Source organism: Paraburkholderia sp. RAU6.4a, from assembly GCF_050435625.1.
Classification (GTDB): Bacteria; Pseudomonadota; Gammaproteobacteria; order Burkholderiales; family Burkholderiaceae; genus Paraburkholderia; species Paraburkholderia tuberum.
This window is the reverse complement of record NZ_JBNDKQ010000003.1, coordinates 234,801-261,224: the sequence shown is the minus strand read 5'-3', so window position 1 is coordinate 261,224 and position 26,424 is coordinate 234,801. Positions and strand designations below refer to the sequence as shown.

The window sequence follows — 26,424 nt, the reverse complement described above, 5'->3', positions numbered from 1 at the left end:
GTCCTGACAAATATCGTCCTATCACGCCGATGGCTTGTTGAAGCGTTCCAGCCCCGCACTCACGAGGTCGATCGGCAGCGGAAACACGATCGTCGAGTTCTTGTCGGCGGCGATCGTCACCAGCGTCTGCAGATAGCGCAACTGCATCGCCTGCGGTTGCCGCGCGAGCGTCTGGGCCGCCTCCAGCAACTGCTTCGATGCCTGCAACTCGCCTTCCGCGTGAATCACCTTCGCGCGCCGTTCGCGCTCGGCTTCGGCCTGACGCGCAATCGCGCGGATCATCGTTTCATTGATATCGACGTGCTTGATCTCGACGATCGATACCTTGATGCCCCACGCGTCGGTTTGCGAGTCGAGCACTTTCTGGATGTCGGTGTTCAGCTGCTCGCGCTCCGACAGCAACTGGTCGAGGTCGTGCTTGCCGAGCACCGCGCGCAGCGTCGTCTGCGCCAGCTGGCTGGTCGCCTCGAAGTAACGCGCGACCTGGATCACCGCCTTCTCCGGATCGACGACGCGGAAATACACGACCGCGTTGACCTTGACCGACACGTTGTCGCGCGTGATCACGTCTTGCGTCGGCACGTCGAACACGATGGTGCGCAAATCCATGCGCACCGCCTGCTGCACGATCGGAATGATCAATACGAGCCCGGGCCCCTTGACCTTCCAGAAGCGGCCGAGCATGAACACGACGCCGCGTTCGTACTCGCGAAAAATCCGCACCGACGACGCAATCAGCGCGACCACGAGCAGGATCAGGATGCTGCCGAAGCCGAATGTGAAGCCGATCATGAGCGTTCTCCTTGTAAGGCGTCGACCGACGTGACGGGCACCACGGTCAGTGTGAGGCCGTTGCGCGCCGTCACGCGCACGCTCTGACCCGACGCGGCCGGCGTGGCGCTCGAGACGCGCCAGCGCTCGCCGTGCACGCGCGCCCAGCCGGCCAGCGGGCCGCCCGCCGCGTGTTCGGGTTCGGGCAGCAAGCCGCCGTCCAGCACCACGCCGACGCAGCCGATCAGCGCCTCCGAGCCCGTCACGACCGGCCGCCGCCGCGCGCGCAGCGCGAGCCGCGACACGCCGAGCACGAACGCGACGCTGAACACGACGACCGCGGCGATCAGCGGCAGCGGGATGCCGTAGCCGGGCACGTCGGTATCCATCAGCATCGTTGCGCCGACCACGAACGCGACCACGCCGCCGAAGCCGAGCGAGCCGAAGGTCGGCAGGAACGCTTCGCCGATCAGGAAGGCGATGCCGAGAAAGATCAGCCCGAGGCCGACGTAGCTGATGGGCAGCATCTGCATCGCGAACAGGCCGAGCAGCAGGCTGATCGCGCCGACCACGCCGGGCAGCACGAAGCCCGGATTGGCGAATTCGAAGAACAGGCCATACATGCCGAGCATCAGCAGAATCAGCGCGACGCTCGGATCGGTGATCACGGCGAGAAAGCGGCTGCGCCAGTCGGGTTCGAGCGTGATCAGCGGCGCATGCGCGGTGTGCAGCGTGACGCTGCCCGCGCTCGTGACGTACGTGCGGCCGTCCAGCTGGCGCAGCAGGTCCGGCACGTCGCGCGCGACGATATCGACGACGTGCTGCGCGAGCGCTTCCTCATCGGACAGGCTCACCGCTTCGCGGACCGCGCGCTCGGCCCAGTCGGCGTTGCGGCCGCGCATCTGCGCGAGGCCGCGGATGTAGGCGGCGGCATCGTGGACCTGCTTGCGCAGTTCGGTCGATTGGGTGTCGAGCGGCAGTGCGCTGGCGGCTTCGGATGATGCGCCGGGTGACGCAGGCGCAGGCGCGGACGCGCCGCCAGGCAGCGTGCGCATGTCCGGCAGCCCCGGCGTGCCTGGGGTGGCTGGCGTTACCGGCGGGCCGCCGGCGGGCGGCTCGTTGCCGCCGATGCCCATCTGGATCGGCGTCGCGGCGCCGAGATTGGTGCCCGGCGCCATCGCCGCGATATGGCTCGCGTAGACGATGTAGGTGCCGGCGCTGGCCGCGCGCGCGCCGCTCGGCGCGATGAAGGTCGCGACCGGCACCGGCGAGGCGAGGATCGCCTTGATGATCTGCCGCATCGACGTATCGAGGCCGCCGGGCGTATCGAGTTGCAGGACCGCGAGCTGTGCGCGCTGGCTGGCCGCGCGCTGCAAACCACGCACGATGAAATCGGCGGTGGCCGGTCCGATCGCGCCATTCACCGGAATCACGACGACGCTGTTGGCGGTCGCGGTGGCGACGTTCGCCGCGCTCGCCGCATTGGCCGCTTGCAGCGGCGCCAGCGCTTCGCGCGTCGCGAAGCCGAACGCGCATAGCACGCCGAGCACGGCGATGCCGCGCATCAAACGGCCCACGATGCCGCCGCGGATAAGCGGCCTGCGCGGACCGGACTGCCGGAGCGGGAGACGCGGAGTCGTGTTCATCGCTGACGGCCGTCGCGCCAGCCGGTGCGAACCGGCGGCGCGGGCCCCTACCCTCGATCAAGGCTGGCCTGTTGCCGCTTAAAGCTTAGTCCGATTCGGCGCGTCGCGTGAGATCGAGCCCCGCGGCCCGGGCCGGCCGGTAGTCGGTCGGGCGCATGCCGGTCCATTTGCGGAACGCGCGATGAAACGCGCTCGGCTCCGCGAAGCCGACGGCGTTGGCGATATCGGCGATGGTGCGCTGCGTGCGCTGCAGTTCGGCGATCGCGATGTCGCGCCGCAGCGCGTCCTTGATCGACTGATACGTGTGGCCCTCCTGCTTCAGATGCCGCCGCATCGTCGCCTCGGCGACGTGCAGGCGCGCGGCCATCTGATCGGCCGCGGGCCAGCCCGACATCGGCAGCGCGCGCAGCGTCTTGCGCACGCGCGCGGCGAGCGAACCCGGATTGCGGTACTTGACGATGAAGCTGCCCGGCGCATCGCGCAGAAACGGCCGCGCCGAGCGCGAAGTCTGGATCACCGGCAGTTCCAGAAACGCAGGGTCGAGATCGACGGACGACTCCGGCTCGTCGAAATACATCTCTTCGCAGAACATCAGCCGGTATTCGTGCGCGGCCGGCGGCGCGGCGCAGCGAAAGCGCGCTTCGAGCAACGGAATGCGCCGGCCGACGAGCCAGCACACGAGCCCGTACACGAGGATGAAATACGTCGCGTAAGCGAACATCGCCGGCTTGCGCGTGCCCGCGCGCTCGACGAACTTCAGGCGCACGCGCTGCGCGTCGGTGTCGATCGTCGCGCCGAGATCGTCGAGCACGAGCCGCATGAAGCCGACCGCGCGCGCAAGCGCCTGCGCGCCGTTGCGCGCGCCCAGCGCCGTCTGCGTCATCGCGATGAAGCTGCCGCTTTTCATCGGATGCGAGTCCTGGCCGAAGAATTCGTCGTCGAGCGCGCGTGCGATGCCGGCCCACAGCGCGCCGTATTGCGCCGACGATACGCGGCTTTTCGGCGACGCGAGCATCGCCTTGGCAATGCCGGCCGCTTCGGCGAGCGCTCGCGCGTCGAGGCCGCGCGCCGTCGCGAGCGCGAGGGTTTCCTCGACGAGACTGACGGAGATCGTGCCTTTGTCGCTTTTCATCGGGATTCGGCTTTTCTGGCAAAAGCGCTCAGCATAGGCTGGGTCGTGGTTCATGAAGCCCCTGAAATGGCGAGGCTCCATGCACGTGCATGGTAGCAGTATGGCAAAAGCGCTCAGCAAGAATGAGCGGAGCGAGCATCGAACGGCGCGGGCCGCTTGCCTACACTTGCCGCATCACCGCGATCGCCAGCACGGCCGTCAGCACCAACGAGGACGCAGTCATGGACAGCTTCTACACCGACGAACAACGGATGATCCGCGACGCCGCGCGCGACTTCGCGACCGAATGTCTCGCGCCGCACGCGGCGCAATGGGATCGCGACGCGCAACTGCCGGCCGGGGTCGTCACGCAGTTGGGCGAACTCGGCTTTCTGGGCATGATGGTGCCGGCCGAGTGGGGCGGCTCCTACACCGATTACGTCGCCTATGCGCTCGCGCTGGAAGAGATCGCGGCCGGTTGCGCCGCCTGCGCGACGCTGATGAGCGTGCACAACTCGGTCGGCTGCGCGCCGATCCTGAACTTCGGCAGCGCCGCGCAGAAAGACCGCTATCTGCGCGAGCTCGCCATCGGCCGGACGATCGGCGCGTTTTGCCTGACCGAGCCGCAGGCGGGCTCCGAGGCGAACAATCTGCGCACCCGCGCGCAGCGGCGCGACGGGCAGTGGATTCTGCAACGGCAGCAAGCAGTTCGTGACCAACGGCGCGCGCGCCGGTCTCGCGATCGTGTTCGCGGTCACCGATCCCGAGCGCGGTAAGCGCGGCCTGTCCGCCTTCATCGTGCCGACCTCGACGCCGGGTTTCGACGTCGGCCGGCCGGAGCACAAGCTCGGCATTCGCGCGTCCGACACTTGTCCGATCTCGCTCGATCAGTGCGCGGTGCCCGAGGCCAATCTGCTCGGCGAGCCGGGCGAGGGTCTGCGCATCGCGCTGTCGAATCTCGAAGGCGGACGCATCGGCATCGCCGCGCAGGCAGTCGGCATTGCGCGCGCCGCGTTCGACGCCGCGCGCCGCTACGCGAACGAGCGCGAACAGTTCGGCAAGCCGCTGAAAGACCACCAGACGATCGCGAACATGCTTGCCGACATGGCGACGCGCCTGAATGCCGCGCGCCTGCTCGTACATCACGCGGCACGGCTGCGCTCGGCGGGGCGGCCGTGTCTGTCGGAGGCGTCGCAGGCGAAGCTTTTTGCGTCGGAGCTTGCGGAGGAGATCTGTTCGAACGCGATCCAGATTCATGGCGGCTACGGCTATCTGGAGGACTATGCGGTCGAGCGCCACTATCGGGATGCACGGATCACGCAGATTTACGAAGGGACGAGCGAAGTGCAGCGGATGGTGATCGCGCGCCATGTTTGAGGGCGGCGTTTGAGCGCACAATAGCCTGGCCGTGGATGCCCGCTTGGATCTCCGCGGCGAAAAAAACCGAGCGCGCCCCGCGCCACTCGCAACTACGTTGCATGAGACCGGAGTAAGCGCTAAAGCGCTAACTCTGGTCGACAGGAGACGACGATGACAGCAGCGAAAGCCTTTCTCGAAGCGCGCGATCTGCTAGTGCGCCATCGCACCGACTACGAGCGCGCGTACCGCGAATTCGCGTGGCCCGCGCTCGGCGAGTTCAACTGGGCGCTCGACTACTTCGATGCGATCGCGCATGACAACGACAACCCAGCGCTGTGGATCGTCGACGATCCTTCCAGCGACGGCCTGCGTCTGTCGTACGCGCAGATGTCGGAGCGCTCGTCGCGGATGGCGAACTTTCTGCGCGGCGCGGGCGTCGGCCGCGGCGACCGTGTGCTGCTGATGCTGCCGAACCGCGTCGAGCTATGGGACGTCATGCTCGCCGCGATGAAGCTCGGCGCGATCGTGCTGCCCGCCACCACGCAGCTATCCGCCGAGGACGTGCGCGAGCGCGTGCAGATCGGCGGCGCGAAGTTCGTCGTGGTCGACAGCGCGGAGCTGGGCAAATTCGATGCGCTCGACGTGCCGCTCACCCGCTTGTCGGTCGGTGCGCCGCGCGACGGCTGGATCGATGTTGCCGCCGCGTACGAGGCTTCGCCGCATTTCACGCCGGACGGCGTCACCCACGCCAGCGATCCGCTGTTGCTGTACTTCACGTCCGGCACCACCTCGAAGCCGAAGCTGGTCGAGCATACGCACCAGAGCTATCCGGTCGGGCATCTGTCGACGATGTACTGGATCGGCCTGCAACCCGGCGACATCCATTGGAACATCAGCTCGCCGGGCTGGGCCAAGCACGCGTGGAGCTGCTTCTTCGCGCCGTGGAACGCGCAGGCCTGCGTGTTCGTGTTCAACGTCCCGCGCTTCGTGCCGAAAGACACACTCGCCGCGCTCGTGCGCTTCAACGTCACCACGCTGTGCGCGCCGCCGACCGTCTGGCGCATGCTCGTGCAGGAGCCGCTCGGCGACTATCCGGTGAAGCTGCGCGAAATCGTCGGCGCCGGCGAGCCGCTGAATCCGGAGGTCATCGAGCGCGTCAAGCACGCGTGGGGCATTACGATTCGCGATGGCTACGGCCAGACCGAAACGACCTGCCAGATCGGCAATTCGCCGGGCCAGCCGGTCGTGGCCGGCTCGATGGGGCGTCCGTTGCCGGGCTACCGGGTCGAGCTGCTCGACGCCGACGACCAACCGGTCGGCGAAGGCGAAATCGCGCTGCCGCTCGCCGAACGGCCGCTCGGCCTGATGACGGGTTATGCGAACAACGCCAACGCGACCGCGCAGTCGATGCGCAACGGCCTCTATCGCACGTCGGATGTCGCGCTGCGTCGCGACGACGGCTACTACGTGTACGTCGGCCGCTCGGACGACGTGTTCAAGTCGTCCGACTATCGCCTGAGTCCGTTCGAACTCGAAAGCGTGCTGATCGAACACGAGGCGATCGGCGAGGCGGCCGTGGTGCCGAGCGCGGACGCGTTGCGTCTGTCGGTGCCGAAGGCGTTCGTCACCGTGCGTCACGGCTACGAAGCCGGTCCCGAACTCGCGCGCGCGGTGTTCGCGTTCTCGCGTGAAAAACTCGCGCCGTACAAGCGGATTCGCCGTCTGCAATTCAGCGAACTGCCCAAGACGATCTCCGGCAAGATCCGCCGCGTCGAATTGCGGCGCCGCGAAATGGAGCGCGCGGCCGAGCCAGCGCGTCTGCCGGACGAGTATTGGGAAGAGGATTTTCCCGACTTGCGGTGACTGTCTTTATTCCTCGCCATTGCTGGTTTGCCGCCCCGGTTTGAATCGCACGCGTTGAATTCGAGCTTCGGATTCGACGCGTCGGGGCACTGTTTTCTAAATCACAGGAGTTTCAGCATGAGCACCCTTGCTTCGAACGAGACCGGCCGCGACGTTGCCGGCGCCGTGGCCACCGTCAAACTGCTGATCAACGGCGAGTTCGTCGAATCGAAGACGACCGAGTGGGGCGACATCGTGAACCCGGCCACGCAGGCGGTCCTCGCGCGCGTGCCGTTCGCGACCGTCGCGGAAGTCGACGCGGCGGTGCGCAGCGCGCACGCCGCGTTCAAAACGTGGAAGGACACGCCGATCGGCGCGCGCATGCGCATCATGCTGAAGTACCAGGCGCTGATTCGCGAGCATATGCCGCGCATCGCGAAGACGCTGTCGGCCGAGCAGGGCAAGACGATTCCCGATGCCGAGGGCGACATCTTCCGCGGTCTGGAAGTCGTCGAGCACGCGTGTTCGATCGGCACGTTGCAGCAGGGGGAGTTCGCCGAGAACGTCGCCGGTGGTGTGGACACTTACACGCTGCGCCAGCCGCTCGGCGTATGCGTCGGCATCACGCCGTTCAATTTCCCCGCGATGATCCCGCTGTGGATGTTCCCGATGGCGCTCGTGTGCGGCAATACCTTCGTGCTGAAGCCATCCGAGCAGGACCCGCTGTCGACGATGCAGCTCGTCGAACTCGCGCTCCAAGCCGGCGTGCCGAAGGGCGTGCTGAACGTCGTGCACGGCGGCAAGGAAGTCGTCGATGCGCTGTGCACGCATGAACTGGTGAAGGCGATTTCGTTCGTCGGCTCGACGGCGGTCGGCACGCACGTGTATCGCCTCGGCAGCGAACACGGCAAGCGAGTGCAGTCGATGATGGGCGCGAAGAACCACGCGGTCGTGCTGCCCGACGCGAATCGCGAACAGACCCTCAACGCGCTCGCCGGCGCCGCGTTCGGCGCCGCCGGTCAGCGCTGCATGGCGAGTTCGGTGGCGGTGCTGGTCGGTGCCGCGCGCGAGTGGCTGCCCGATCTCGTCGCGAAGGCGAAGACGCTGAAGGTCAACGCGGGTCACGAGCCGGGCACCGATGTCGGGCCGGTCGTGTCGCGCGCCGCGAAGCAGCGCATTCTCGGTCTGATCGACGCTGGCGTGAAAGAGGGCGCGACGCTCGTGCTCGACGGCCGCGATGTGAACGTGCACGGCTACGAGCAGGGCAACTTCATCGGCCCGACGGTGTTCACCGACGTGACGGCCGACATGGAAATCTACCGCACCGAAATCTTCGGGCCGGTGCTCGCGGTGCTGAACGTCGCGACGCTCGACGATGCTATCGCGCTCGTCAACGCCAACCCGTTCGGCAACGGCGTCGGCCTCTTCACGCAAAGCGGCGCGGCGGCGCGCAAGTTCCAGAGCGAGATCGATATCGGCCAGGTCGGTATCAACATTCCTATCCCGGTGCCGGTGCCGTTTTTCAGCTTCACCGGTTCGCGCGGCTCGAAGCTTGGCGATCTCGGTCCCTACGGCAAGCAGGTCGTGCAGTTTTACACGCAGACCAAGACGGTCACCGCGCGCTGGTTCGACGACGACACCGTCAACGATGGCGTCAACACGACGATCCGCCTGCGTTGAAGGCACTGAGGGCACACCCGGAGACGACACCATGAAAATAGGCTTTATCGGACTCGGCAATATGGGCGCGCCGATGGCGCTGAACCTGCTGAAGGCGGGCCACGCGCTCACCGTGTTCGACCTCAGCGCGCAAGCTGTGCGCGCGCTCGTCGACGCGGGCGCGCAGCCGGCCCGCTCACCGCAAGCCGCCGCGAGCGACGTCGAATGCGTGATCACGATGCTGCCCGCCGCGGCTCACGTGCGCAGCGTGCTCGTCGCGGACGATGGCATCCTCGCCGGCATCGCGCCGGGCGTGCCGATCATCGATTCGAGCACGATCGATCCCGCCAGCGTGAAAGCGTTTGCCGAACTCGCCGCGGCTCACGGCAACTGCTTCGTCGATGCACCGGTCTCGGGCGGCACCGGCGGCGCGGCGGCGGGCACGCTGACCTTCATGGTCGGCGGCAGTGCGAGCGCGTACGAGCAGGTCAAGCCAGTGCTGTCGGCGATGGGAAAAAACATCGTGCATTGCGGCGACACCGGCACGGGCCAGGTCGCGAAGATCTGCAACAACCTCGTGCTCGGCATCTCGATGGCGGGCGTCGCCGAGGCGATGTCGCTCGGCGAGGCGCTCGGTATCGACACGAAGGTGCTCGGTAGCATCATCAATACGTCGACCGGGCGCTGCTGGAGTTCGGACACGTATAACCCGATGCCGGGCGTGATCGAGACCGCGCCGTCCTCGCGCGGCTATACCGGCGGCTTCGGCACCGACCTGATGCTGAAAGACCTCGGCCTCGCCACCGATGCCGCGCGCGGCGTGCGTCAACCGGTCTATCTCGGCGCGCTCGCGCAGCAGCTTTATCAAACGATGAGCGCGAACGGCGCGGGGCGCCTGGACTTTTCGGCGGTGATCAAGCTGTATCGCTCGTGTGAGCGCGGCGGTAACGGCCAGGGAGGCACGCAATGATCGAGCTCGATTACGCACATGACGGCGCCGTTGCTTTGATCACGTTGAAACGGCCGCCCGCGAACGCTTTCACGCCCGACGGTCTGCTGCAATTGCAACGCACCGTCGAGCAGTTGAACGCCGATGCGCGCGTGCGCGCGCTCGTGATCACCGGCGACGGTCCGAAGTTTTTCAGCGCGGGCGCCGATCTGAACACGTTCGCCGACGGCGATCGCGAAGTCGCGCGCACCGCGGCCGCGCGTTTCGGCGCAGCCTTCGAATCGCTGCAGAACGCGCGGCCCGTCGTCGTCGCGGCGCTCAACGGCTTTGCGATGGGCGGCGGTCTCGAATGCGCGCTCGCCTGCGATATCCGCATCGCCGAGCAGCATGCGGTGCTGGCGCTCCCCGAGACGGCGGTCGGTCTGCTGCCATGCGGCTGCGGCACGCAGACGCTGCCGTGGCTCGTCGGCGAAGGCTGGGCCAAGCGGATGATGCTGACCGGCGAGCGCGTCGATGCGGCGACCGCGCTCGGCATCGGTCTCGTCGAAGAAGTGGTGGAGCGCGGCGCCGCGCGTGAAGCCGCATTGAACATGGCGCAGCGCGTCACCGGTTTGAGCCCGCAGGCGGTCAGCTTCAGCAAGGAGCTGATCCATCAGGCGCGGCATGGCGTGCCGCGCGCCGCCGCGCTCGCGCTAGAACGCGAGCGCTTCGTCGATCTGTTCGATGGTGCCGATCAGCGCGAGGGCGTCAACGCGTTCCTCGAAAAACGCGCGCCGCGCTGGCAGACGAGCCGTGCATCGCGGGAGACGCAGCGATGAGCACTTTGCACGGCTTTGCGGTCGAAATGCGCGCCGCGACGAACCCGCAAGCCGAACCCGACGTGCTGTTTCGCGTTGTCAACCGCGTGGCGATCATCACGCTGAACCGGCCTGCCGCGCTCAATGCGCTGTCGCACGCGATGGTGCGCGAACTCGCGGTGCTGGTCGAGCATTGCCGCACCGATGCCGGGATCGTCGCGCTGGTGCTGAAGGGCGCTGGCGACAAGGGCTTTTGCGCGGGCGGCGACGTGCGCGAGGTCCATCGGCTGGCGACGCAGGGCGACCCACGCTGGCTCGCGTTCTTCGTCGACGAATACCGGCTCGATTACGCGTTGCACACGTTTCCGAAGCCGGTGGTCGCGCTGCTCGACGGCATCGCGATGGGCGGCGGCATGGGCCTCGGCCAGGCGGCGCGGCTGCGCATCGTGACCGAACGCAGCCGCATCGCGATGCCGGAGACTCGCATCGGCTTCGTGCCCGACGTCGGCGCGAGCCGTTTTCTGAGCGTGATGCCGGCCGAGCTTGCGCTGTATGTCGGGCTGACCGGCGCGACGCTAGCGGGCGCCCGACGCGATGCGCCTGCAACTGGCCGACCTGTGCGTGCCGGCCGACTGGCTCGCGAGCTTCGAGGAACGTTTGCAGCGCATGTCGCACGACGGCGAGCGCATCGACGCGCTGCGCGCCGTGTTCGAGCCGCCGTGCAATATCGTGCCGCACGCACCGCTCGGCGCGCTGACGCAACTGATCCTGCGCCACTTCGACCGGCGTTCGGGCGTCGAGCGCATCGTCGCGACGCTGCGTCAGGATCTCGAACGCGAACCGCCGCGCGAGGTGCGGCAATGGCTGCAAGCGACCTACGACGCACTGACCGCCCATTCGCCGACGATGCTGCACGTGACGCGCGAAGCGCTGCTGCGCGGCCGGCAGATGACGCTTGCCGATTGCTTCCGGATGGAGCTCGGCATCGTGAAGCGCTCGATCGAGGAAGGCGATTTCCGCGAGGGCGTGCGCGCGCAACTGATCGACAAGGACCGTCGGCCGCGCTGGTCACCGGCGACGCTCGCCGATGTGCAACCCGAGCGCGTGCGGCATTTCCTGAGTTCGCCGTGGCATGGCGACGCGCATCCACTGGCGGCGCTGGGCGCGGAGCATGGCGACTGACTTGCGCGGCGTATCGCATGCCGCGCGGGGCGCGCGGCCCGGCGCACCCGCGCCCGCCCTTAGGTCTGCTTGGCATGTCCCGCCGATCAGCCGCCGGTGCCAATTGTGGTCTGGCGGACACAGACTACGCGCGCCAATTGACATCTTTCCGGGCGCAATCTTAGATAGATAGTTCAGCCCCGTCCCGACCGGCAAAGCCTGCTCGCAGCCCTCATCACGGCGCTCGTCCGACCTACGGTGCGTTTATACGTCACCGCTTCCCGCATTCCCGTACTCTTGATCGATCAGGAGGCAATGCGTATGGAAAAGCCGTCAGATGAGAATCGCCGCTCCAAACCCTTCGGCGACAAACCCGCTTCCCACCTCGAGCAGGGCCCTCATGCAAAAAAGCTCGCCCTCACCGCGCTAGGCGGCATTGCGGTTCTGGTGGGCAGCGGTATCTACTGGGTGGTGACCTTTTCGCATCGCGTGCCGGATGCGGATTGCTTTCCTCCCGGCATCGAGTGCGTTAAAAAGATCGCCGCGGTGATGAAGGAAGTCAGCGACGCGGATCGCGCAACCAGCATGGGCGAGAGCTGGCTGCTTGCGTTGCTGGTCACGGCCTTCACGTTCCTCGTGTTCTATGTCCACATTTGCCGTGGAGAAGAAGAACGGGCGCGGACCATCGCGGAACGCGAGTTCGAGCAGAAGAAGCGTATCGCGGAAGAGGAAGGCGAGGCCGCTCCCGACGTCGACTCCCGCTCGAAGGGTGTAGTCGGCATCCTGCGAAGCTGGTTCGCGTCGCGCTGGTGCATTCCGGTGTTCTGCTACGTCCCGGCGGTATTGCTGTTCGGCGGAGAGATATGGGAAGGCTATACCGATGCGGTCGTACTCGCATTGGCGCTCGCCGCCATTTACGTGGCCGCGGAACACTATTCCGCGCTCGAGCAGCAACGCAAGCTCGTCGACGAGCAGGAAGCGGTGCTCGAGACCATCCGCAAGGAACTCAGCGACAAGGTGGCCAGCATCGATAACGCGATGGGAACCCGCTATGGTCTTCGCGTGATCTACGACGCCTATCGCGACCCGAACCACGACCAGTCCCGCGCAGAGGAGAGGAAGCGCTTGCAGCCCGGCGCGGCGCACCAGGCTCACGGCGGCGCGGCGAACGTTCATGAGTCTGAAAAAGGCATTTTTTCGATCTATCGTTTCTTCGATATCGACAAGCAATGGTGGGCGCGCGAGTCCTGGGACGGCTATCGCAGCAGCCCCGCGGCGACGCTCTACCGGACCTTGAAGGAAGGCGCGCGCACGAAGATGACGCTGGTGACGCCTCTCGAATATCCCGAGTTCGACGACGGCTCGATGCAGGACAAGGCACTCTTCTTCGGCAAGTTCATTGGACTCGTATGGCATTACGTCGTGCTGTGGCACGTACGGCGCGCGCTCGAGGCCGACTCGAAAGACGTCGTGTGCGAACACAAGATCCGCATTGCGCAGACTTCGCTGTGGCTGCATGTGGTCGACCGGACCGTCTATCAGATTCTCGGCGACGATCGCGGCAAGGACGTCAAGGTGCGCAACCTGACGCACGACATGGATGAGATCTCGGTATCGCTCGCCCGCTGGGCCAAGCGTGAAATTCAAACACTGGCGGCGCGTGGCCCGACCGTCGAGGAGTACATCTGCACCTGCCTGACCGATGCCCATCAGGCCATACCCGCGGACGGCGCGGCCACCTTCGGACAGAACGAGGATCACGTACTCGAAAGACTCGGATTCAAGGAATGGGCGAACGAAGGAGACGCGCCATCGGGAATTCGCAAGCGAGTGTTGGCCGCGCGCTGCAAGGGATTGATCCGGGATGCCGTGGCGATCATCGCCACGTCCGAGCCGGGGCAGACGGCGACCATCGACGGCCAATACGATCCGTCGATCGAAGAGATAGCAGCGGAGGTCGAGTGATGACTACTTCCATCGATGCGATGCTGGCCGACCTGGAGATCATCAGCGACCTGGTGATGTCCCTCGTGGTGCCGACGAAAACCACGGACCGCTCGAACTTCACGACGCCGATCTCGCTGATGGTCAGACACCATCTGGTCGGCGGGCAGTCGCCGCTTGCCGGTCGCGACGTGCGCGGTCTCGTCGACCGGCTCAAGCACTGCGCCGGCGCGCTGTGCAAGGTCGGATCGGGCAAGAAGCTGCTCGCCGATTCGCAGTTGATGCGGGGCATTCCTGCGGCGCCATATCAGGCGAATCAGTTCTACGTCGAGTTGCTGACGGCGGTGTCGCTCGGTCTTTACTTTCTCGGCGTGCCGATTGGCGAGCCGTGGGACCTGGTGCAGACCTGGGCCGACGAGGAGGGGGGCGGGCTACCGAACGGCATCTGCGTGGCGAAGGCGATCGGCGATATCGTGCGCTCGTCGCGCAAGTGGCATCCCACGCTGCCGGTGGAAGCCGACGCGAACGAGCGCGCCAAACGCAGGGCGTCGACGGATCTGATCGTCCATTCGTTCCTGCCGATGATCCTGTTTCGCGATCTGATCCTGTGGGGCGGCGGACAGCCGGAACCGGAGAATTCCGGGCTGCCGGAACATCCGTCGATCCGCAGTCAGACGGCGACCGGACCCACCGAAGGCGACGAGTCGGATGAACGGTCTTTGCTCGTGCCGTCGATCCATGCGTTGGGCCGCTGTTACGAAGTGTTGCAACTGCAACTTTACCTGAGGGCCGGTTATCCGATTTACTATGCCGTGCCACAGGCCATTCTGAAGACCGAAATTTTGCGGTCCTGCGCGGCGGGAAAATCCACCGAGGAGTGCTGGGAAGAAATGTGCACGTTCCTGCGTGACAAGATCTTCCGCGGCAAGCTGCCCGACGCCGGCAATCTGCAGAAGCAGTGCGTCTACGTGATCGACCGGACCAAGCCTCCCGCGTGCTTCATCAATCACGATGCGGGGCTGCTGACCTTCGAAGGCATCGATCTCGACGTGGGCAGCCGCGAACTGCCGCTACCAGCGAGTTACATGCTCGATGAACGCAGGGAGCGCTACCGCAAGAGAGTGCTTTCGTTCAAGCCGGCTGATGACGAAGCCGCGCTGCGAAACCTCTTGAATGGCGCAAAGAACAAGGAACTTTTCAAGCATATCTTTCATGGCGCGAAAGATGATCATCCTGATCCGGCTCACGGCAAGGATGCCGCCAACGACGCCGCGAAGGACACCGTCACGGTGAGGTGACGATGCGCGGCGCACTGGGTATCGGGAACGCCGGATGCTAGGAATTTTATGGTTGCTCCGACGCGGATCGCCTCTGGCGAAGCGATCCGCGCCATAACGAGGCGCGTCGCGCCGTACGTTGGCTGTTTCGTTGCAACACCAGCAGGCAACTCCACAGTCAAACCTAGCAGGAAGGCACCATGGACAGGAATCGTGTAGAAGGTACAGCGAAGGAGCTCAAGGGCTCGGTCAAGGAAGCGATTGGCAAGGTCACCGGCAATCGCGCGAAACAGGCCGAAGGAGCGGCCGAAAAAATAGCCGGCAGGATACAGGCGAGAATCGGCGAAGAAACCGAAGAGGTGCGAGAGCGTGTGAAGAGTTAGCGAGCCGAAACTTCACGTACCCGCAGCTTCATTTATCCCGCCCCCCGGTTTCGGGCGCATCAAGTCAGGCACGCAAGCCGTGCAATGACGCACCGCGTGCGTAGCGCCTCGCACGCTGCCGGTGCTCGCCGCGTCGCGCCCTCGCGGCGCGGCGTTCGACACACGGAACGTGTAAATTTCTGTTACGGTCCAGAGTCAGCCGGCGCACTCGTCGCGCCGGCGCCGCATCGCCCATTCGAGGACGCTTCATGCTGGGATTCGACGTCGGCGCGGCCAGGAAAGTCTGGACCGCGTCTCTGCTCGCGCTGCTATTTTTCCTCATCTATATCGCGTCGACGACGGTGCTCGTCGTCGTGTTCGCGGTGTTTTTCAGCTATCTGATCTACCCGATGGTGGTGCTGGTCGAACGCGTGAGGCCGCGCCGCATGCCGCGCGTCGTGTCGATCGCGGTCGTGTTCATCGTCGTGGTCGCGCTGCTCGCGGTGGTTGGCTCACTGTTCGGCGTGGAATTGCAGGATCAGGCGACGCGCCTCTTCACGCAACTGCCCGCGCTGCTGCGCACCGATGTGCCGAACCGTTTTCCGCTGCCGCATTTTCTCGAACCGCTGCGCGAGCGGATCGTCGATTTCGTGCGCAGCCAGATCGAGACCGGCTCGGACAACGCCGTGCCGTTGGCGCGCAGCCTCGGGCTCGGCGTCGTCCACGCGGCGAGCAACCTGATCTACCTGGTGCTGATTCCGATCCTGAGCTTCCTGCTGATCAAGGACGGCGAACGGATGCGCGACGCGTTTCTGGCGTTGCTGAACAGCCGGCATCGCGTGCTGTGGAACGAGATCGTCGACGATCTGAACGTGCTGCTGTCGAAGTACGTGCGCGCGCTGCTGTTTCTGTCGCTCGCCACGCTATTTAGCTACGGCGTCGTGTTCTCGCTGCTCGGCGTGCCGTACGCGTTTCTGCTCGCGGTCAGCGCGGGGCTGCTCGAATTCGTGCCGTTCGCGGGGCCGCTTGCCGCGGTCGCGATCACGCTCGTGGTCGCGGTGTTCAGCGGCTATCCGCACCTGTTGTGGCTGGTGATTTTTATCGGGCTGTACCGGCTGTTCCAGGACTACGTGCTCAATCCGTATCTGATGAGCGAAGGCGTCGAGGTCAGTCCGTTTCTGGTGATCGTCGGATTGCTCGCGGGCGATCAGCTTGGCGGCGTCGCTGGGATTTTTCTCGCGGTGCCCGTCATCGCGACGCTGAAAATCGTGATCGGCCGGGCGCGCGTGTTTTACTCGGCGTCGCACGGGCAGGGCGAGGCCGCGCGGCGCGCGCTGACGGGCAGCACCGACGACGAGGCGTAGCGCGCGGCTCGCAGTTGGCGCAGCGACACCGCGCGCTGCCTGGCATCGCTAACCTTCTCCAGCGATGTGAGCTTCGATGCCGGCGCGAGGCATCGTCGCGCCAGCGGCGCTGGCCGCCGCCACTTCGCGCGGCACGCCCTTCACGCGCGAGACCCACAGCACCGCCGCGCATGCGACCGCCACCGCCGCCCAGCCGACGGTTCCATACCCGGCGATGCGGCCATCAGCCGACGTGCTCAGCATCAAGCCGCCGAGCCACGCGCCAGTGCCGGTGCCGAGCGCCTGCAGCGCGCTGTTCGCGCTCAGGAACGCACCGCGTCGCGCGGGCTCGGGGACCGTGGTCAGCAGTGCCTGCATCGGCACCATGCGGCCGTTCATCAACACGAGGAAGCACGGGAAGAACAGCACGAGCGCGTAGAACGGCAGGTTCGGCAGATGCGTGATGAACAGCACCGGCACGAACGACAGCAGCGCCGCGCAGCGGAACACGCGCTGCGTGCCGAAGCGGTCGGCGAATCTGCCGACGAGGCGCGACGTGAAGAAGGTCGCCGCGCCGCCGGCCATGTACAGCCACGACAGCTGTCGCGGCGCGACGCCGTGATTGGCGACCAGCATCGGCGCAATGAACGGGATCACCAGCATGTGCGCGATCATCATCATGAACGTCAGCGCGAACGCGTTCAGATGGCTTCGGTTGCTCAGCAGGCGCCACAGCTCGGGCAGTACTTCCGCGAGCGGCGGCTGCCGGCGGCTCAGATGCGCGGCCAGCGACGGCACCTGTTGCGAGGCCGCGAACCACACCAGCAGCGACAACGCGACCAGCAGGAAGAACGGCGCCGCCCAGCCGAACTGCGCGCCGAGCATCACGCCGGCCGGCACGCCGGCGATCGCCGCGAGCGAGAACGCGGTCATGATCGTGCCGGTCGCGGCGCCGCGCCGTTGCAGCGGGATCACGTCGCCGACGATCGCCATGATCACGGAGCCGAGCACGCCGCCGGTGATGCCCGCGAACGCGCGCGCGGCGAGCAGCAGCGCGAACGTCGACGCGAGCGCGCACGCGAGGTTCGACAGCGCGAACAGCGCGTAAATGGTGAGCAGCAGACGGCGCCGGTCGAAGCGGTCGATATAGGTCGCCGCGAACAGGCCCGACAGCCCGGAGCACCACGAATACGCGGATACGGCCGTCGCGAACGCGGCCGGCGCGATCTGGAACGCGCTCATGATCTGCGGGCCGAGCGGCATCATCACCATGAAGTCCATGATGATCGTGAACTGCGTGAGCGCGAGCAGCCACAACAAACGACGCTCGTGCCGTGCAGTGATTGAGTACATCGGTTGATTTCCTTTTGTCGTTGTTCGAAGTACGCCGCTAATGCCGCGCGCCACGCGAGCAGAAGCTCAGTCGTCGATCGTTTCGTGGACCGCGACCGCGCCCTGTTTCCAGTAGCTGGCCGCGCGAATCCGCGTTTTGTCGACGCCGCGCTCGCCGCATAGATGCTGACGCACCGCGCGGATCGTCGCCGCTTCGCCGGCGGCCCACACATAGCCTTCACCGTTCACCGGCAGCCAGGTATCGCGCACCGCGTGCAACAGCGCTTCGCTGCGCGCGCCGTTTTGCGTGTTGGCTTCGTTGCGATAGCACCAGACCAGATGCACCTCGGCCTGCGTCGTGAACTCGATGCGCGCCGACGGATCGGCGACCTCGATCACCGCGGCGACGCGCGTGCCGGCCGGCAACTCTTCGAGACGGCGCGCGATCGCGGGCAGCGCGGTGTCGTCGCCGATCAGCAGATGCCAGTCGAAGCCGGTCGGAATCACCAGCGAACCGCGCGGGCCGCCGACGCCCAGATACTGGCCCGCCTGCGCCTGCGCGGCCCACGTCGCCGCGGGGCCCGCGTCGTGCATCGCGAACTCGATGTCGAGCTCGCGGGCGTCGCGATCGAAACGGCGCGGCGTGAAATCGCGCGCGGTCGGCCGCTTGCCTTCCGGGAACACCGGGCCGTCGGGGCCGGCTTGCGGCAGCGTAGGTTTGTCGGCGCCGGGGTCGGGGAAGAAGACCTTGATGTGATCGTCGAACGAGGCTGAGACGAAGTCGTCCAGATCGGCGCCGGTGACGGTCACGCGAATCAGGTGCGGCGTCAGCGCGCGCACCTGCTTGACCTGCAGCAGACGAAACTTCAACGGATGCCGTACGCGATGCACGGCGAGATCAGGGCGAGTGTTTTGCTCTTGCATGTGGGCGATGCTCCGGTTCGGTTCGGGAGGACGCGCGGGTCGCCTCGTGGACGGGCGCGCGTTGTCAGGCGGTCGGCTCGCTGTCGTTGCCGGGCTTTGCGATGTCGCCACGGTTGCCGCCTTCGATTTCTTTGGCCGCGCGCATCAGGATCGCTGCGATGCGGCGCTGTTCGTCGGCCGGCGCGTTGTCCCGGCGCAGCAGCGCGTTCTTCAGCGTGCGGCGCGCTTCATTCAGCTCGGGCACCCAGCCGCCTTCGCTGACGTCGGCCGGCTCTTCGCCGGCAAACGCGCGGCGCACCGAATCCATCTTGCGTGCGATATGCGAGAGTCGCGCGAGCATCAGCTCGACGCGCTCGCGGTTCGCGGCCAGATATTCGCGGCCCGCATCCGCCAGCTCATAGCGCTTGCGGTTGCCTTCGAGCTGCACGGTGACGTAGCCGAGTTCTTCGAGATAGGTCAGCGCTGGATAGACCATGCCGGGGCTCGGGCTGTAGAAGCCGTTCGAGCGCGTTTCGAGCGCCTTGATCAACTCGTAGCCGTGACTCGGCTGCGCTTCGATCAGCGATAGCAGCAGCAGTTGCAGATCGTCGGAGCTGAATTTGCGGCCACGCGGGAAACCATCGCCGTCGCCGCCGAAGCCGCCGGGGCCGCCGCCGAAACCACCGTATCCGCCCGGACCACCGAAACCACCGCCGAAGCGCGAGCCACGGCCGCCCAAGCGCCACTCGTGATGGCGGCCAAAGGCGTGACGCAAAACGTGCAGCAGGTAGTGGTGGCGGGCGCCGGAGGAAGCGCATGCTTCGGCGGCGCCCAGGTCGGCGATTTCGCTCGCCTGCGGCGACGGAAGGCGGAAACCGGCATGAAAACGGTCGCGCGCGCCGCGCGGACCGGAAAAATGATGAGGATGACGCATCTGGGACTCTCCTATGAGTGTCGTAAGATGCATCTTAAGATATATATCTTAAGATTGTCTGTCAAACTCTTTTTGCGATCTTTATCGGCGCACAACAAAGTCTGCGGCATACGAAAACCCCGCTTTCAGAGACAACAAAGTCTGCAGCAAGTCCAAAAAGCGCATTGCAATGCAGCATTTTCTGCCGGGGTTAGCAGGGTTTGAACGCCTGAAAGTAGGGCGGAAGCAATGGCGTTTTTTCGGTCGCTTAAATAGGGATGGATTGAAGTGATCCCGTGCCTCGGATCAAGCAGACGTCTTCGACTCATGACTTTCGGACTCTTGCTCATGCGGAGATTGTCGCCCTTGCCGAAGACGCGCAACGTCCACTGGTCGGCCTCGTCGACATTGATCCGCGGCAGCGCCAGATTCTCATTCCACACCAGCTCCGCTACGGAATGCATGCTGGCGCTCGGAGATGGTATGGCTGACTACATGAGGGTGCGCATTCGTCCCGCCGGAGGCGGCGCTCCACGAATGTTTCGATGCGCTTTCATGCCGGTGGCCTTCTTAAGGCGGGAAGGAGGTGCGGGCCAGGCTCGTGACTAGCCCATCGCCGGAATCGGGCGACATTCGCGGGCAGTTTCGAGTGGCGCAATGTCGGCCATTGCCGACGGTCAGCTATTGGCTGTGGTCGGTCGGCTTCACGACACTCTCCGGCCGTTCACACCCTCAGCGGTCGTGAGCGACGCGTCTCGCCATCCCCAACGCGTACTTACGACCCACAACAGCCCGTTGACGCCCTTAGGAACGGACACTCGCGACGGGCAACGCGGGCCTAGATTTTCGGGGTAGAACAACCGATTAGTCGTGACATGCGCAAAGTTCGAACTCATGGCCATCAGGGCTAACGAACACAATGCTCTTCATGGCTTCATTGTTTAGCCCGTCGAGAGCGACTGTTGCCCCAAAAGCCTTGGCGCGATCCAGAAATATATGCAAGGCGGATACGTCAAATTCGAACACAGGAACGCATCCGCTCCCGACGAACTCATCGCCAAAATCATTTAGCAGCAACCCGAAGCGGACTTCACCGAGCGAGAATTCGGTCCACTTATCCGACCTGCGGATCGGCGCGCGTTCCAACAGGTTTTCCCAGAAAGCAGAACTGCGTTCCATGTCCGACACTTTCAAATAGGTGGTTCTAATCCGCATTGAATGCTCCAAGAACGTTTTCGGAAAGACGCAACAGATAATAGAGGTTTCAAAAGTTTCACGTGAACAATTAATTGTCCACGATCTATGCACGAATATAGACTGGCCGAGCATCGCCTCATGCGACTGGCATATCCCCAGCAATAGGCAGTTGCTTTCCCATCTCGAACGCACGAAGCTCGTAGCCAAGTTCCTGATACAAATCGACCGCCTGTTCATTAAACGCCCAAACGGTCAGCCTCATGTCGTTGGCACCGTTTTTTCGTGCCCACTCTTCAGCAAGTTTCATCAGCGTGCTCCCGACGCCGCGTCCCCGCAGTCGTTCCAAAACAGCGACTGAGCCAATGCGGCCAACGGTCAACGGTTGCAACAGTGGACTTGTCGGCTGCATCACTTGAACGGTGATAAAGCCGACCGCCGTGCTGCCATGCTCGGCGAGAAACATGGCTCGATCTTCTCCCTGAAGGCTTGATAGCCAGTGCGGCTTGTCTCGAGCGAACTCTTCAGTGGCGTTTGCATAGACGTCAGGACGTGCCTGATGGTGGATCGCGTTCAAGATTTGACCCAACTCGCAAATTTTCAAAATGTCGTCCACGGTTGCGCGGCGATAGCTTATCGAGTCGGTCATCTTCAGCTCTTGATGGTGGGGGAAATAAAAAAAGGCGCCTTAAGCGCCTTGGTCGTTTGCACATGGAATGGACCGTGAGGTCGAATTCCTTGCTATGGACGTAACGACCCACGGCGCAGCGGATAGCGACCGTGATGATGGTGGTGAGCCTTGCTCGGGACGTTACGAAGTTCCATGCTGTTAATATTGGCACAAAAACAATTTCTGCGTGAGCACATTATTTTTTTGAGTGGCGGCTGTGTCTAACCGGGCATATCGGCCAGCAACGCCCATCGCTCGTGGTCGCGCCATTCGCCATTTACGCGGAGATAGCGAGGAGAAAAACCTTCCTGTTTAAAAGAGGGTGTAAAAAGTTTTGTGTAAACGGTCATTTGGCAGGAGACTGCCAGCAACAGGAGCATAGATGACCGTAGCGAAACGCAATAAAAGAGAGAAACCCGATGCTGAACTCGTCAAGCTGGCAGACAGCCTGCTGGCGAATTACCAGAAGCCGGAAGACCTGATAGGCGAGAACGGCCTGCTCAAGCAGCTTACCAAGATGCTGGTGGAGCGTGCGTTAGAGACGGAGATGTCCGAACACCTGGGCCATGGCAAAAGCGAAACGGTGACCAATGCCACGGGCAACACCCGTAATGGCCATAGCGCCAAGACGCTGCAGGGGGAGTTTGGCGAGTTGCCGCTCAATATCCCGCGCGACCGTCAGGGGGCGTTCGAGCCGAAGCTGGTGGAGCGCCATCAGACGCGCTGGACGGGCTTCGACGACAAGATCATTTCGCTGTATGCGCGTGGCCTGAGCGTGCGCGAGATCCAGGGGCACCTGGAAGAAATGTACGGCACGGAGGTCTCGCCGACGCTGATCTCGGCGGTCACCGACGCCGTCAGTGATGAGGTGAAGGTCTGGCAGGCCCGTGCGCTCGACGCGCTTTATCCGATTGTCTATCTCGACTGCATTCACGTCAAAGTGCGCGACAGCGGCGCGGTGCGGACCAAGGCGGTGTACCTGGCCATCGGCGTGAACATGGCCGGCCACAAGGAAGTCCTGGGACTGTGGATCGCCCAGACCGCGGGGGCCAAGTTCTGGCTGCAGGTGGTCACTGAGCTGAAGACGCGCGGCGTGCAGGACATCTTTATCGCCTGCGTCGACGGGCTTAAAGGCTTTCCTGAAGCCATTGAAGCGGTCTACCCAAAAGCGGCCGTGCAACTGTGCATCGTGCATATGGTGCGCAACAGCCTGAACTTCGTGCCGTGGAAAATGCAGCAGGAAGTCGCCGCCGACCTGAAGACGATTTACACTTCATCGACCGTCGAGATGGCCGAACAGATGCTGGGCACCTTCGAGGCCAGGTGGGACAAGGACTATCCGTCCATCGGACAGAGCTGGCGACGCAACTGGGCACGTGTGATTCCGTTCTTCGATTACCCACCGGAGATCAGGAAGGTGATCTACACCACGAATGCCATAGAATCGATCAACATGAGCCTGCGCAAGGTGATCAAGACCCGCAGCTCGTTCCCGACCGATGAGGCCGTCACCAAGCTGTTTTACCTGGCCCTGAACAACATCAGCAAGAAGTGGACGATGCCGATCCGCGACTGGAAGGCCGCACTGAACCGCTTCACGATCCAGTTCGAAGAGCGGCTGGTGCCGGGTTAAACCTCAACCCGTTTACACAAAATTCCGGACACCCCCGTTTAAAACCCAACCGCCGCACAAGTGCGATCGACGCGATATTCCCTGGTTGAATATTTGCCTCCACCCGATGCAATCCAAGTTCGCTGAAAGCATAGATCACAGCTGCCCGTACCGCGTCCGTCATCAACCCTGCCCGGGCGAAGTTCGACATTCCGTAATACCCGAGATAGGCGCTGCGAAAAGCGCCCATTACTATTTCGTTAATGTTCACCACACCGACAATTTGAATCGATGCCACTTGGCAGTCTCAAGAGTCAAGTGCAACGTTTAGCTAATCCAGCCTTCTCTAACTCTTTAGCCATTGCTTCCTCGGGGGAGTCCCAGCCGAGCGTCTGGCGAGGCCGCCCGTTAAGCAATTTGGCGATGTCATTGAGTTGGGTCTGCGAGAGCGTCGAAAGGTCTGTGCCCTTTGGCAGAAACTGACGCAGCAAGCCGTTGGTGTTCTCATTGCTGCCGCGCTGCCAGGGCGCATGCGGATCAGCAAACCAGATATCGATATTGAGCCGCCTGGAGAGCTCGACATGGCAGGCCATTTCCGTTCCCCGATCCGTAGGTCAGGCTCTCGCGAAGAAAGGCCGGCAACTTCTTCATTTGCCGCGAGAAGCCTTCCAGCGCATCCTTGGCCGTACAGCCATCCATGCGGCACAGAATCACGAAGCGCGTCTTGCGTTCGACCAGCGTGCCCACGGCGGAACGATTAAACGCACCCTTGTCGGGTAAGAACGTGCCGTTACCGGCACGTTCTCCCCTAAGAACCGGACGGGCGAGTCACCCCGCATCCGGCTCAAGCCATTCTTCAGCACCATGGGGTGGCACCGGACAGACCGACCGGATGTTTCGCGGCGCGACGACGGGCAAAGTAGGGCGTCCATGCCGGATCAAACGGATGGGCCGGTCCACGAACCTTAACGTGACGCGTAATCGCGACCGTCGTTGCGCGGAAGAGCCGCAGGCTACCGATACTGCCGTCAGACCGAACTGCCTCCGTCGCAAAGTCCCACGACCTTTGTCCGTCGGTCCGGAAGTATCGCCTCCTGACCCATCGTGCTCCTTTGGTGGGATGCCGGCGCAATGCCCACCTCCAGAGCAGTTGCCAGATGTGTGAGTCTATCAATGAGAAGATGGCCTTCGCCACGATGTGGCGGTGATACATGGCCCATCCCCGGATGACCGGGTTGAGTTGCTGTATCAGCGCGCGCTGCGTGGCGCTTGCGTTACCCTTGATGATTCCCCTGACCTTCTCAAGCAGCGAGCTGACACTTTTCCTCGCTGGCTTGATCAGCAGTTTGCCGCCGTACTTGCGTACGTTCTGGCCCAGGAAATCGAAACCCTCCGTTATGCGTGTAATCCGGGTTTTCTCCTCCGACAGTTCCAGACCACGAACCGCCATGAAGCGACGGATCGCAGGAAGAACCACGGATTCCAGTACTTCTTTCGAAGCACCGGTCACCACGAAATCATCGGCATACCGGATAACGTTGAGTTTGGCCGTGCGACGTGCGAGTTTCGAGACACCGATGCTCGCGTGTACTGCCGCCTCAAGTCCATCCAGCGCCATATTCGCGATCACGGGCGAGGCAATACCCCCTTGGGGTGTGCCCGCCCGCGACTCGAACCGGGTTCCCTCATCAATATATCCGGCCTCAAGCCACCTGCGCAGGATCGCCTTATCCATCGGTATGTGCTCCCGAAGCCAGAGGTGACTGAAGTTGTCGAAACAGCCTCGTATGTCACCTTCCAGAATCCACTCTGGCGATACACGCCTAGCCAGAGCGATGAAGCATTGTTCGATGGCGTCGGCAGTCGAGCGCTCGGGCCGAAAGCCGTAGGAATTCGGATCCGCCAGTGTCTCGGCCACGGGTTCCAGTGCGAGCTTCCATAAAGCCTGCATCGCCCGGCACCGCATACACGGAATTCCTAACGGACGCTTCTTTCCATTACTCTTGGGAATGTAGACACGTCGCAGCGGCATCGCGCGATAGCCACGATGACGCAGCGACAGCATTCCGTTCCATCTGGCCGCCGGTGATGACCAGATCTTCCCGTCCACCCCCGGCGTTCTCTTGCCGCGATTTTCTGTCACCCGCTTCACGGCCAGCATCTTGCCGTGATACGAGCGGGTCAGCAGACGTTGCAAGACCTTCACCTTGCCCCATCGGCCTTCCCGGACTGCCTTGGCGATACGCAACTGAAGTCGTTTCACCTCTGCCTCGATGTATGTCCAGTTCGCCTGGTCCCACATCTGGGCGGCGCGCGAGGACGCACCAGCGCCCGACACTAGCGTATCGTTCGCCGTCATCTGCTTTTCCTCGTACAACGATTCGTCAAATTTTTCTCGCCATGAATGACCGCGCGGAAGTCAGCCCGCTTTCGCGTCGGACGATGTCTCAGTCCGTATCCCGTCCATTACAGGCGGGCCTTCGCTTTTTCCGCATTCCTTTACCCGCAGCGCCAACAGCGTTCCTTGCGGTTCGCCTGCCGTTGCCGGCAGCACTATGGGCTTACCCTGTTCCGCATGAATCTCAGGATGGTGCGGACCCGTCCTATGCGCCGGCGGCGTTCTGTCCATGATGGCCCATTCATCAGAGGCCATTCCTTGCCGCATACCGTTTTGGTTCAAGCCTGTCAGCACGTTTGGCTTGTTAGGCGTAACGGCGCGTTTGAGACGTTCACATGTGTTGGTCGTACCCATCCATCCCTTGCGCCTCTCCGCCTTCGTGCTGGCAGATTCCGCCTTGCCTCGCGGCTCGGCGTACCGGATATCCGGCGGCTACGTTGTCCCCGAGGCTTCACACAGCACTGTTACCGGTTCTGCATGCGCGGGTAGGGAACAGCTGATGGAACAGCCGGTTTCGTCAGGTCATGCCTACCCCCTTGAAACAGAGAAACATGCGACTTGCAGGTCGCACGATGAAGTCGCCCTCCCAGTGCCCCGGCAACAGCCGTTGCTCGATCTGCCCGGGGCGATATTGGATGCGCAAATCCTCGGGAACATAGCTGCCGCCAGCAAGCGTCGTGCGCCGATTTCCGCGCGCCGGTTTTTCTTGGCGCAAGGCTGCGATCATGGCTGGTTTCAGCGAGCCACGTGCATAGGTGTAAATGGCAGCATAGACCGTCTCGTGGCTGACGTGCTGACTTGGGTCGTCTGGATACATGGCCCGCAGTTTGGCAGCGATTTGCTGCGGCGACCAGCGCCAGTAGACCAGGTGATCATGCACATGCCGATAAAGCGCGCTGCCTTCGATCAACTTGCGCGGCCGTACGCAGCGCCGACGACGCAGCCGATAGGCCGAGGCCGCCTGCGTCGCACAGTAGCGCGGCGCGTCCACGCTGCAATTACGCGCCAGTTCGCGCGACACCGTCGAAGCGCTGCGCCCCAGCAGCCCCGCAATAGTTCTTATGCTGCCGCCCTTTTGATGTTCGATCATGATCGCCGCGCGTTCTTCCGCACTCAAATGCTTGTAGTTCTTCTTCATCGCAACACCCTACCTCATTCAAGGTGTTGCACTTGGAACTAGA

At 63.8% G+C, this 26,424-nt stretch carries 19 protein-coding genes and 6 pseudogenes; 11 read left to right on the top strand and 14 right to left on the bottom strand.

The window, feature by feature from the left end; all coding sequences use genetic code 11:
* Positions 1 to 21: 21 nt before the first annotated feature.
* The 3 genes from OKW40_RS25700 to OKW40_RS25690 form a co-directional block, all read right to left on the bottom strand.
* A complete protein-coding gene (locus OKW40_RS25700) occupies positions 22 to 792 on the bottom strand; it encodes a slipin family protein (protein ID WP_184031463.1) in 771 nt (256 codons plus the stop codon).
* On the bottom strand, positions 789 to 2,417 hold the full coding sequence (locus tag OKW40_RS25695; protein ID WP_429492316.1) for an NfeD family protein: 1,629 nt from the start codon (positions 2,415 to 2,417) through the stop codon (positions 789 to 791). Before OKW40_RS25695 ends, OKW40_RS25700 begins: the two co-directional genes overlap by 4 nt.
* An 85-nt stretch (positions 2,418 to 2,502) precedes the next feature.
* On the bottom strand, positions 2,503 to 3,549 hold the full coding sequence (locus tag OKW40_RS25690) for an AraC family transcriptional regulator (protein ID WP_429492314.1): 1,047 nt from the start codon (positions 3,547 to 3,549) through the stop codon (positions 2,503 to 2,505).
* A gap of 221 nt (positions 3,550 to 3,770) precedes the next feature.
* On the opposite strand from OKW40_RS25690, the pseudogene OKW40_RS25685 reads away from it, so the two are divergent.
* From OKW40_RS25685 to OKW40_RS25640, 10 genes and pseudogenes are all read left to right on the top strand, one after another.
* Positions 3,771 to 4,905: pseudogene (locus OKW40_RS25685) on the top strand (acyl-CoA dehydrogenase family protein).
* Between the two features lie 153 nt (positions 4,906 to 5,058).
* A complete protein-coding gene (locus OKW40_RS25680) occupies positions 5,059 to 6,750 on the top strand; it encodes an AMP-binding protein (RefSeq protein ID WP_429492312.1) in 1,692 nt (563 codons plus the stop codon).
* 117 nt (positions 6,751 to 6,867) lie between these two features.
* Complete coding sequence (locus tag OKW40_RS25675) at positions 6,868 to 8,409, top strand: CoA-acylating methylmalonate-semialdehyde dehydrogenase (RefSeq protein ID WP_429492310.1); 1,542 nt, start codon at positions 6,868 to 6,870, stop codon at positions 8,407 to 8,409.
* A 31-nt stretch (positions 8,410 to 8,440) separates the two neighbouring features.
* On the top strand, positions 8,441 to 9,358 hold the full coding sequence (mmsB, locus tag OKW40_RS25670) for a 3-hydroxyisobutyrate dehydrogenase (RefSeq protein WP_429492308.1): 918 nt from the start codon (positions 8,441 to 8,443) through the stop codon (positions 9,356 to 9,358).
* A complete protein-coding gene (locus OKW40_RS25665; protein ID WP_184066126.1) occupies positions 9,355 to 10,155 on the top strand; it encodes an enoyl-CoA hydratase in 801 nt (266 codons plus the stop codon). The genes mmsB and OKW40_RS25665 overlap by 4 nt, the downstream gene beginning before the upstream one ends.
* A pseudogene (locus OKW40_RS25660) lies at positions 10,152 to 11,316 on the top strand (enoyl-CoA hydratase/isomerase family protein). Before OKW40_RS25665 ends, OKW40_RS25660 begins: the two are co-directional and overlap by 4 nt.
* A 300-nt stretch (positions 11,317 to 11,616) precedes the next feature.
* Positions 11,617 to 13,260: a hypothetical protein gene (locus OKW40_RS25655; RefSeq protein WP_429492306.1), complete on the top strand. Its 1,644-nt coding sequence runs from the start codon at positions 11,617 to 11,619 to the stop codon at positions 13,258 to 13,260.
* A complete protein-coding gene (locus tag OKW40_RS25650; protein ID WP_429492304.1) occupies positions 13,260 to 14,537 on the top strand; it encodes a hypothetical protein in 1,278 nt (425 codons plus the stop codon). Before OKW40_RS25655 ends, OKW40_RS25650 begins: the two co-directional genes overlap by 1 nt.
* A 179-nt stretch (positions 14,538 to 14,716) precedes the next feature.
* Entirely contained in the window at positions 14,717 to 14,899 is a 183-nt protein-coding gene (locus OKW40_RS25645; protein ID WP_018425391.1) for a CsbD family protein, read from the top strand.
* A gap of 248 nt (positions 14,900 to 15,147) precedes the next feature.
* Entirely contained in the window at positions 15,148 to 16,242 is a 1,095-nt protein-coding gene (locus tag OKW40_RS25640; protein ID WP_184066111.1) for an AI-2E family transporter, read from the top strand.
* Between the two features lie 48 nt (positions 16,243 to 16,290).
* Here the strand turns inward: OKW40_RS25640 and OKW40_RS25635 are convergent, their stop codons facing one another.
* The 7 genes and pseudogenes from OKW40_RS25635 to OKW40_RS25605 all read right to left on the bottom strand — a co-directional run.
* Entirely contained in the window at positions 16,291 to 17,574 is a 1,284-nt protein-coding gene (locus tag OKW40_RS25635; protein WP_429353401.1) for an MFS transporter, read from the bottom strand.
* A 66-nt stretch (positions 17,575 to 17,640) separates the two neighbouring features.
* Positions 17,641 to 18,477 (bottom strand): siderophore-interacting protein, encoded by an 837-nt coding sequence (locus OKW40_RS25630; RefSeq protein ID WP_429492302.1) that lies wholly within the window; start codon positions 18,475 to 18,477, stop codon positions 17,641 to 17,643.
* 64 nt (positions 18,478 to 18,541) lie between these two features.
* Positions 18,542 to 19,390, bottom strand: coding sequence for a PadR family transcriptional regulator (locus OKW40_RS25625; protein ID WP_429492300.1), 849 nt, complete (start codon positions 19,388 to 19,390; stop codon positions 18,542 to 18,544).
* 125 nt (positions 19,391 to 19,515) lie between these two features.
* Positions 19,516 to 19,833, bottom strand: a complete 318-nt coding sequence (locus OKW40_RS25620; RefSeq protein WP_429492299.1) for a hypothetical protein — start codon at positions 19,831 to 19,833, stop codon at positions 19,516 to 19,518.
* A 400-nt stretch (positions 19,834 to 20,233) separates the two neighbouring features.
* The gene (locus OKW40_RS25615; RefSeq protein ID WP_429353526.1) at positions 20,234 to 20,584 is read right to left on the bottom strand and encodes a VOC family protein; all 351 of its coding nucleotides are present in this window, start codon (positions 20,582 to 20,584) and stop codon (positions 20,234 to 20,236) included.
* 118 nt (positions 20,585 to 20,702) lie between these two features.
* Complete coding sequence (locus tag OKW40_RS25610) at positions 20,703 to 21,212, bottom strand: GNAT family N-acetyltransferase (protein ID WP_187619027.1); 510 nt, start codon at positions 21,210 to 21,212, stop codon at positions 20,703 to 20,705.
* Between the two features lie 242 nt (positions 21,213 to 21,454).
* A pseudogene (locus OKW40_RS25605) lies at positions 21,455 to 21,550 on the bottom strand (GNAT family N-acetyltransferase); the annotation flags it as partial.
* 65 nt (positions 21,551 to 21,615) lie between these two features.
* On the opposite strand from OKW40_RS25605, the gene OKW40_RS25600 reads away from it, so the two are divergent.
* Positions 21,616 to 22,866 (top strand): IS256 family transposase, encoded by a 1,251-nt coding sequence (locus OKW40_RS25600; protein ID WP_429492297.1) that lies wholly within the window; start codon positions 21,616 to 21,618, stop codon positions 22,864 to 22,866.
* Positions 22,867 to 22,900: 34 nt separating this feature from the next.
* On the opposite strand, the pseudogene OKW40_RS25595 reads toward OKW40_RS25600, so the two are convergent.
* From OKW40_RS25595 to OKW40_RS25580, 4 genes and pseudogenes are all read right to left on the bottom strand, one after another.
* Positions 22,901 to 23,140, bottom strand: a pseudogene (locus OKW40_RS25595) (GNAT family N-acetyltransferase); the annotation flags it as partial.
* A 19-nt stretch (positions 23,141 to 23,159) separates the two neighbouring features.
* Positions 23,160 to 23,616 (bottom strand): annotated as a pseudogene (locus OKW40_RS25590) (IS30 family transposase); the annotation flags it as partial.
* 85 nt (positions 23,617 to 23,701) lie between these two features.
* Positions 23,702 to 25,222, bottom strand: a complete 1,521-nt coding sequence (ltrA, locus tag OKW40_RS25585; RefSeq protein ID WP_429492295.1) for a group II intron reverse transcriptase/maturase — start codon at positions 25,220 to 25,222, stop codon at positions 23,702 to 23,704.
* Positions 25,223 to 25,814: 592 nt separating this feature from the next.
* Positions 25,815 to 26,381 (bottom strand): annotated as a pseudogene (locus OKW40_RS25580) (IS30 family transposase); the annotation flags it as partial.
* Positions 26,382 to 26,424: the final 43 nt, after the last annotated feature.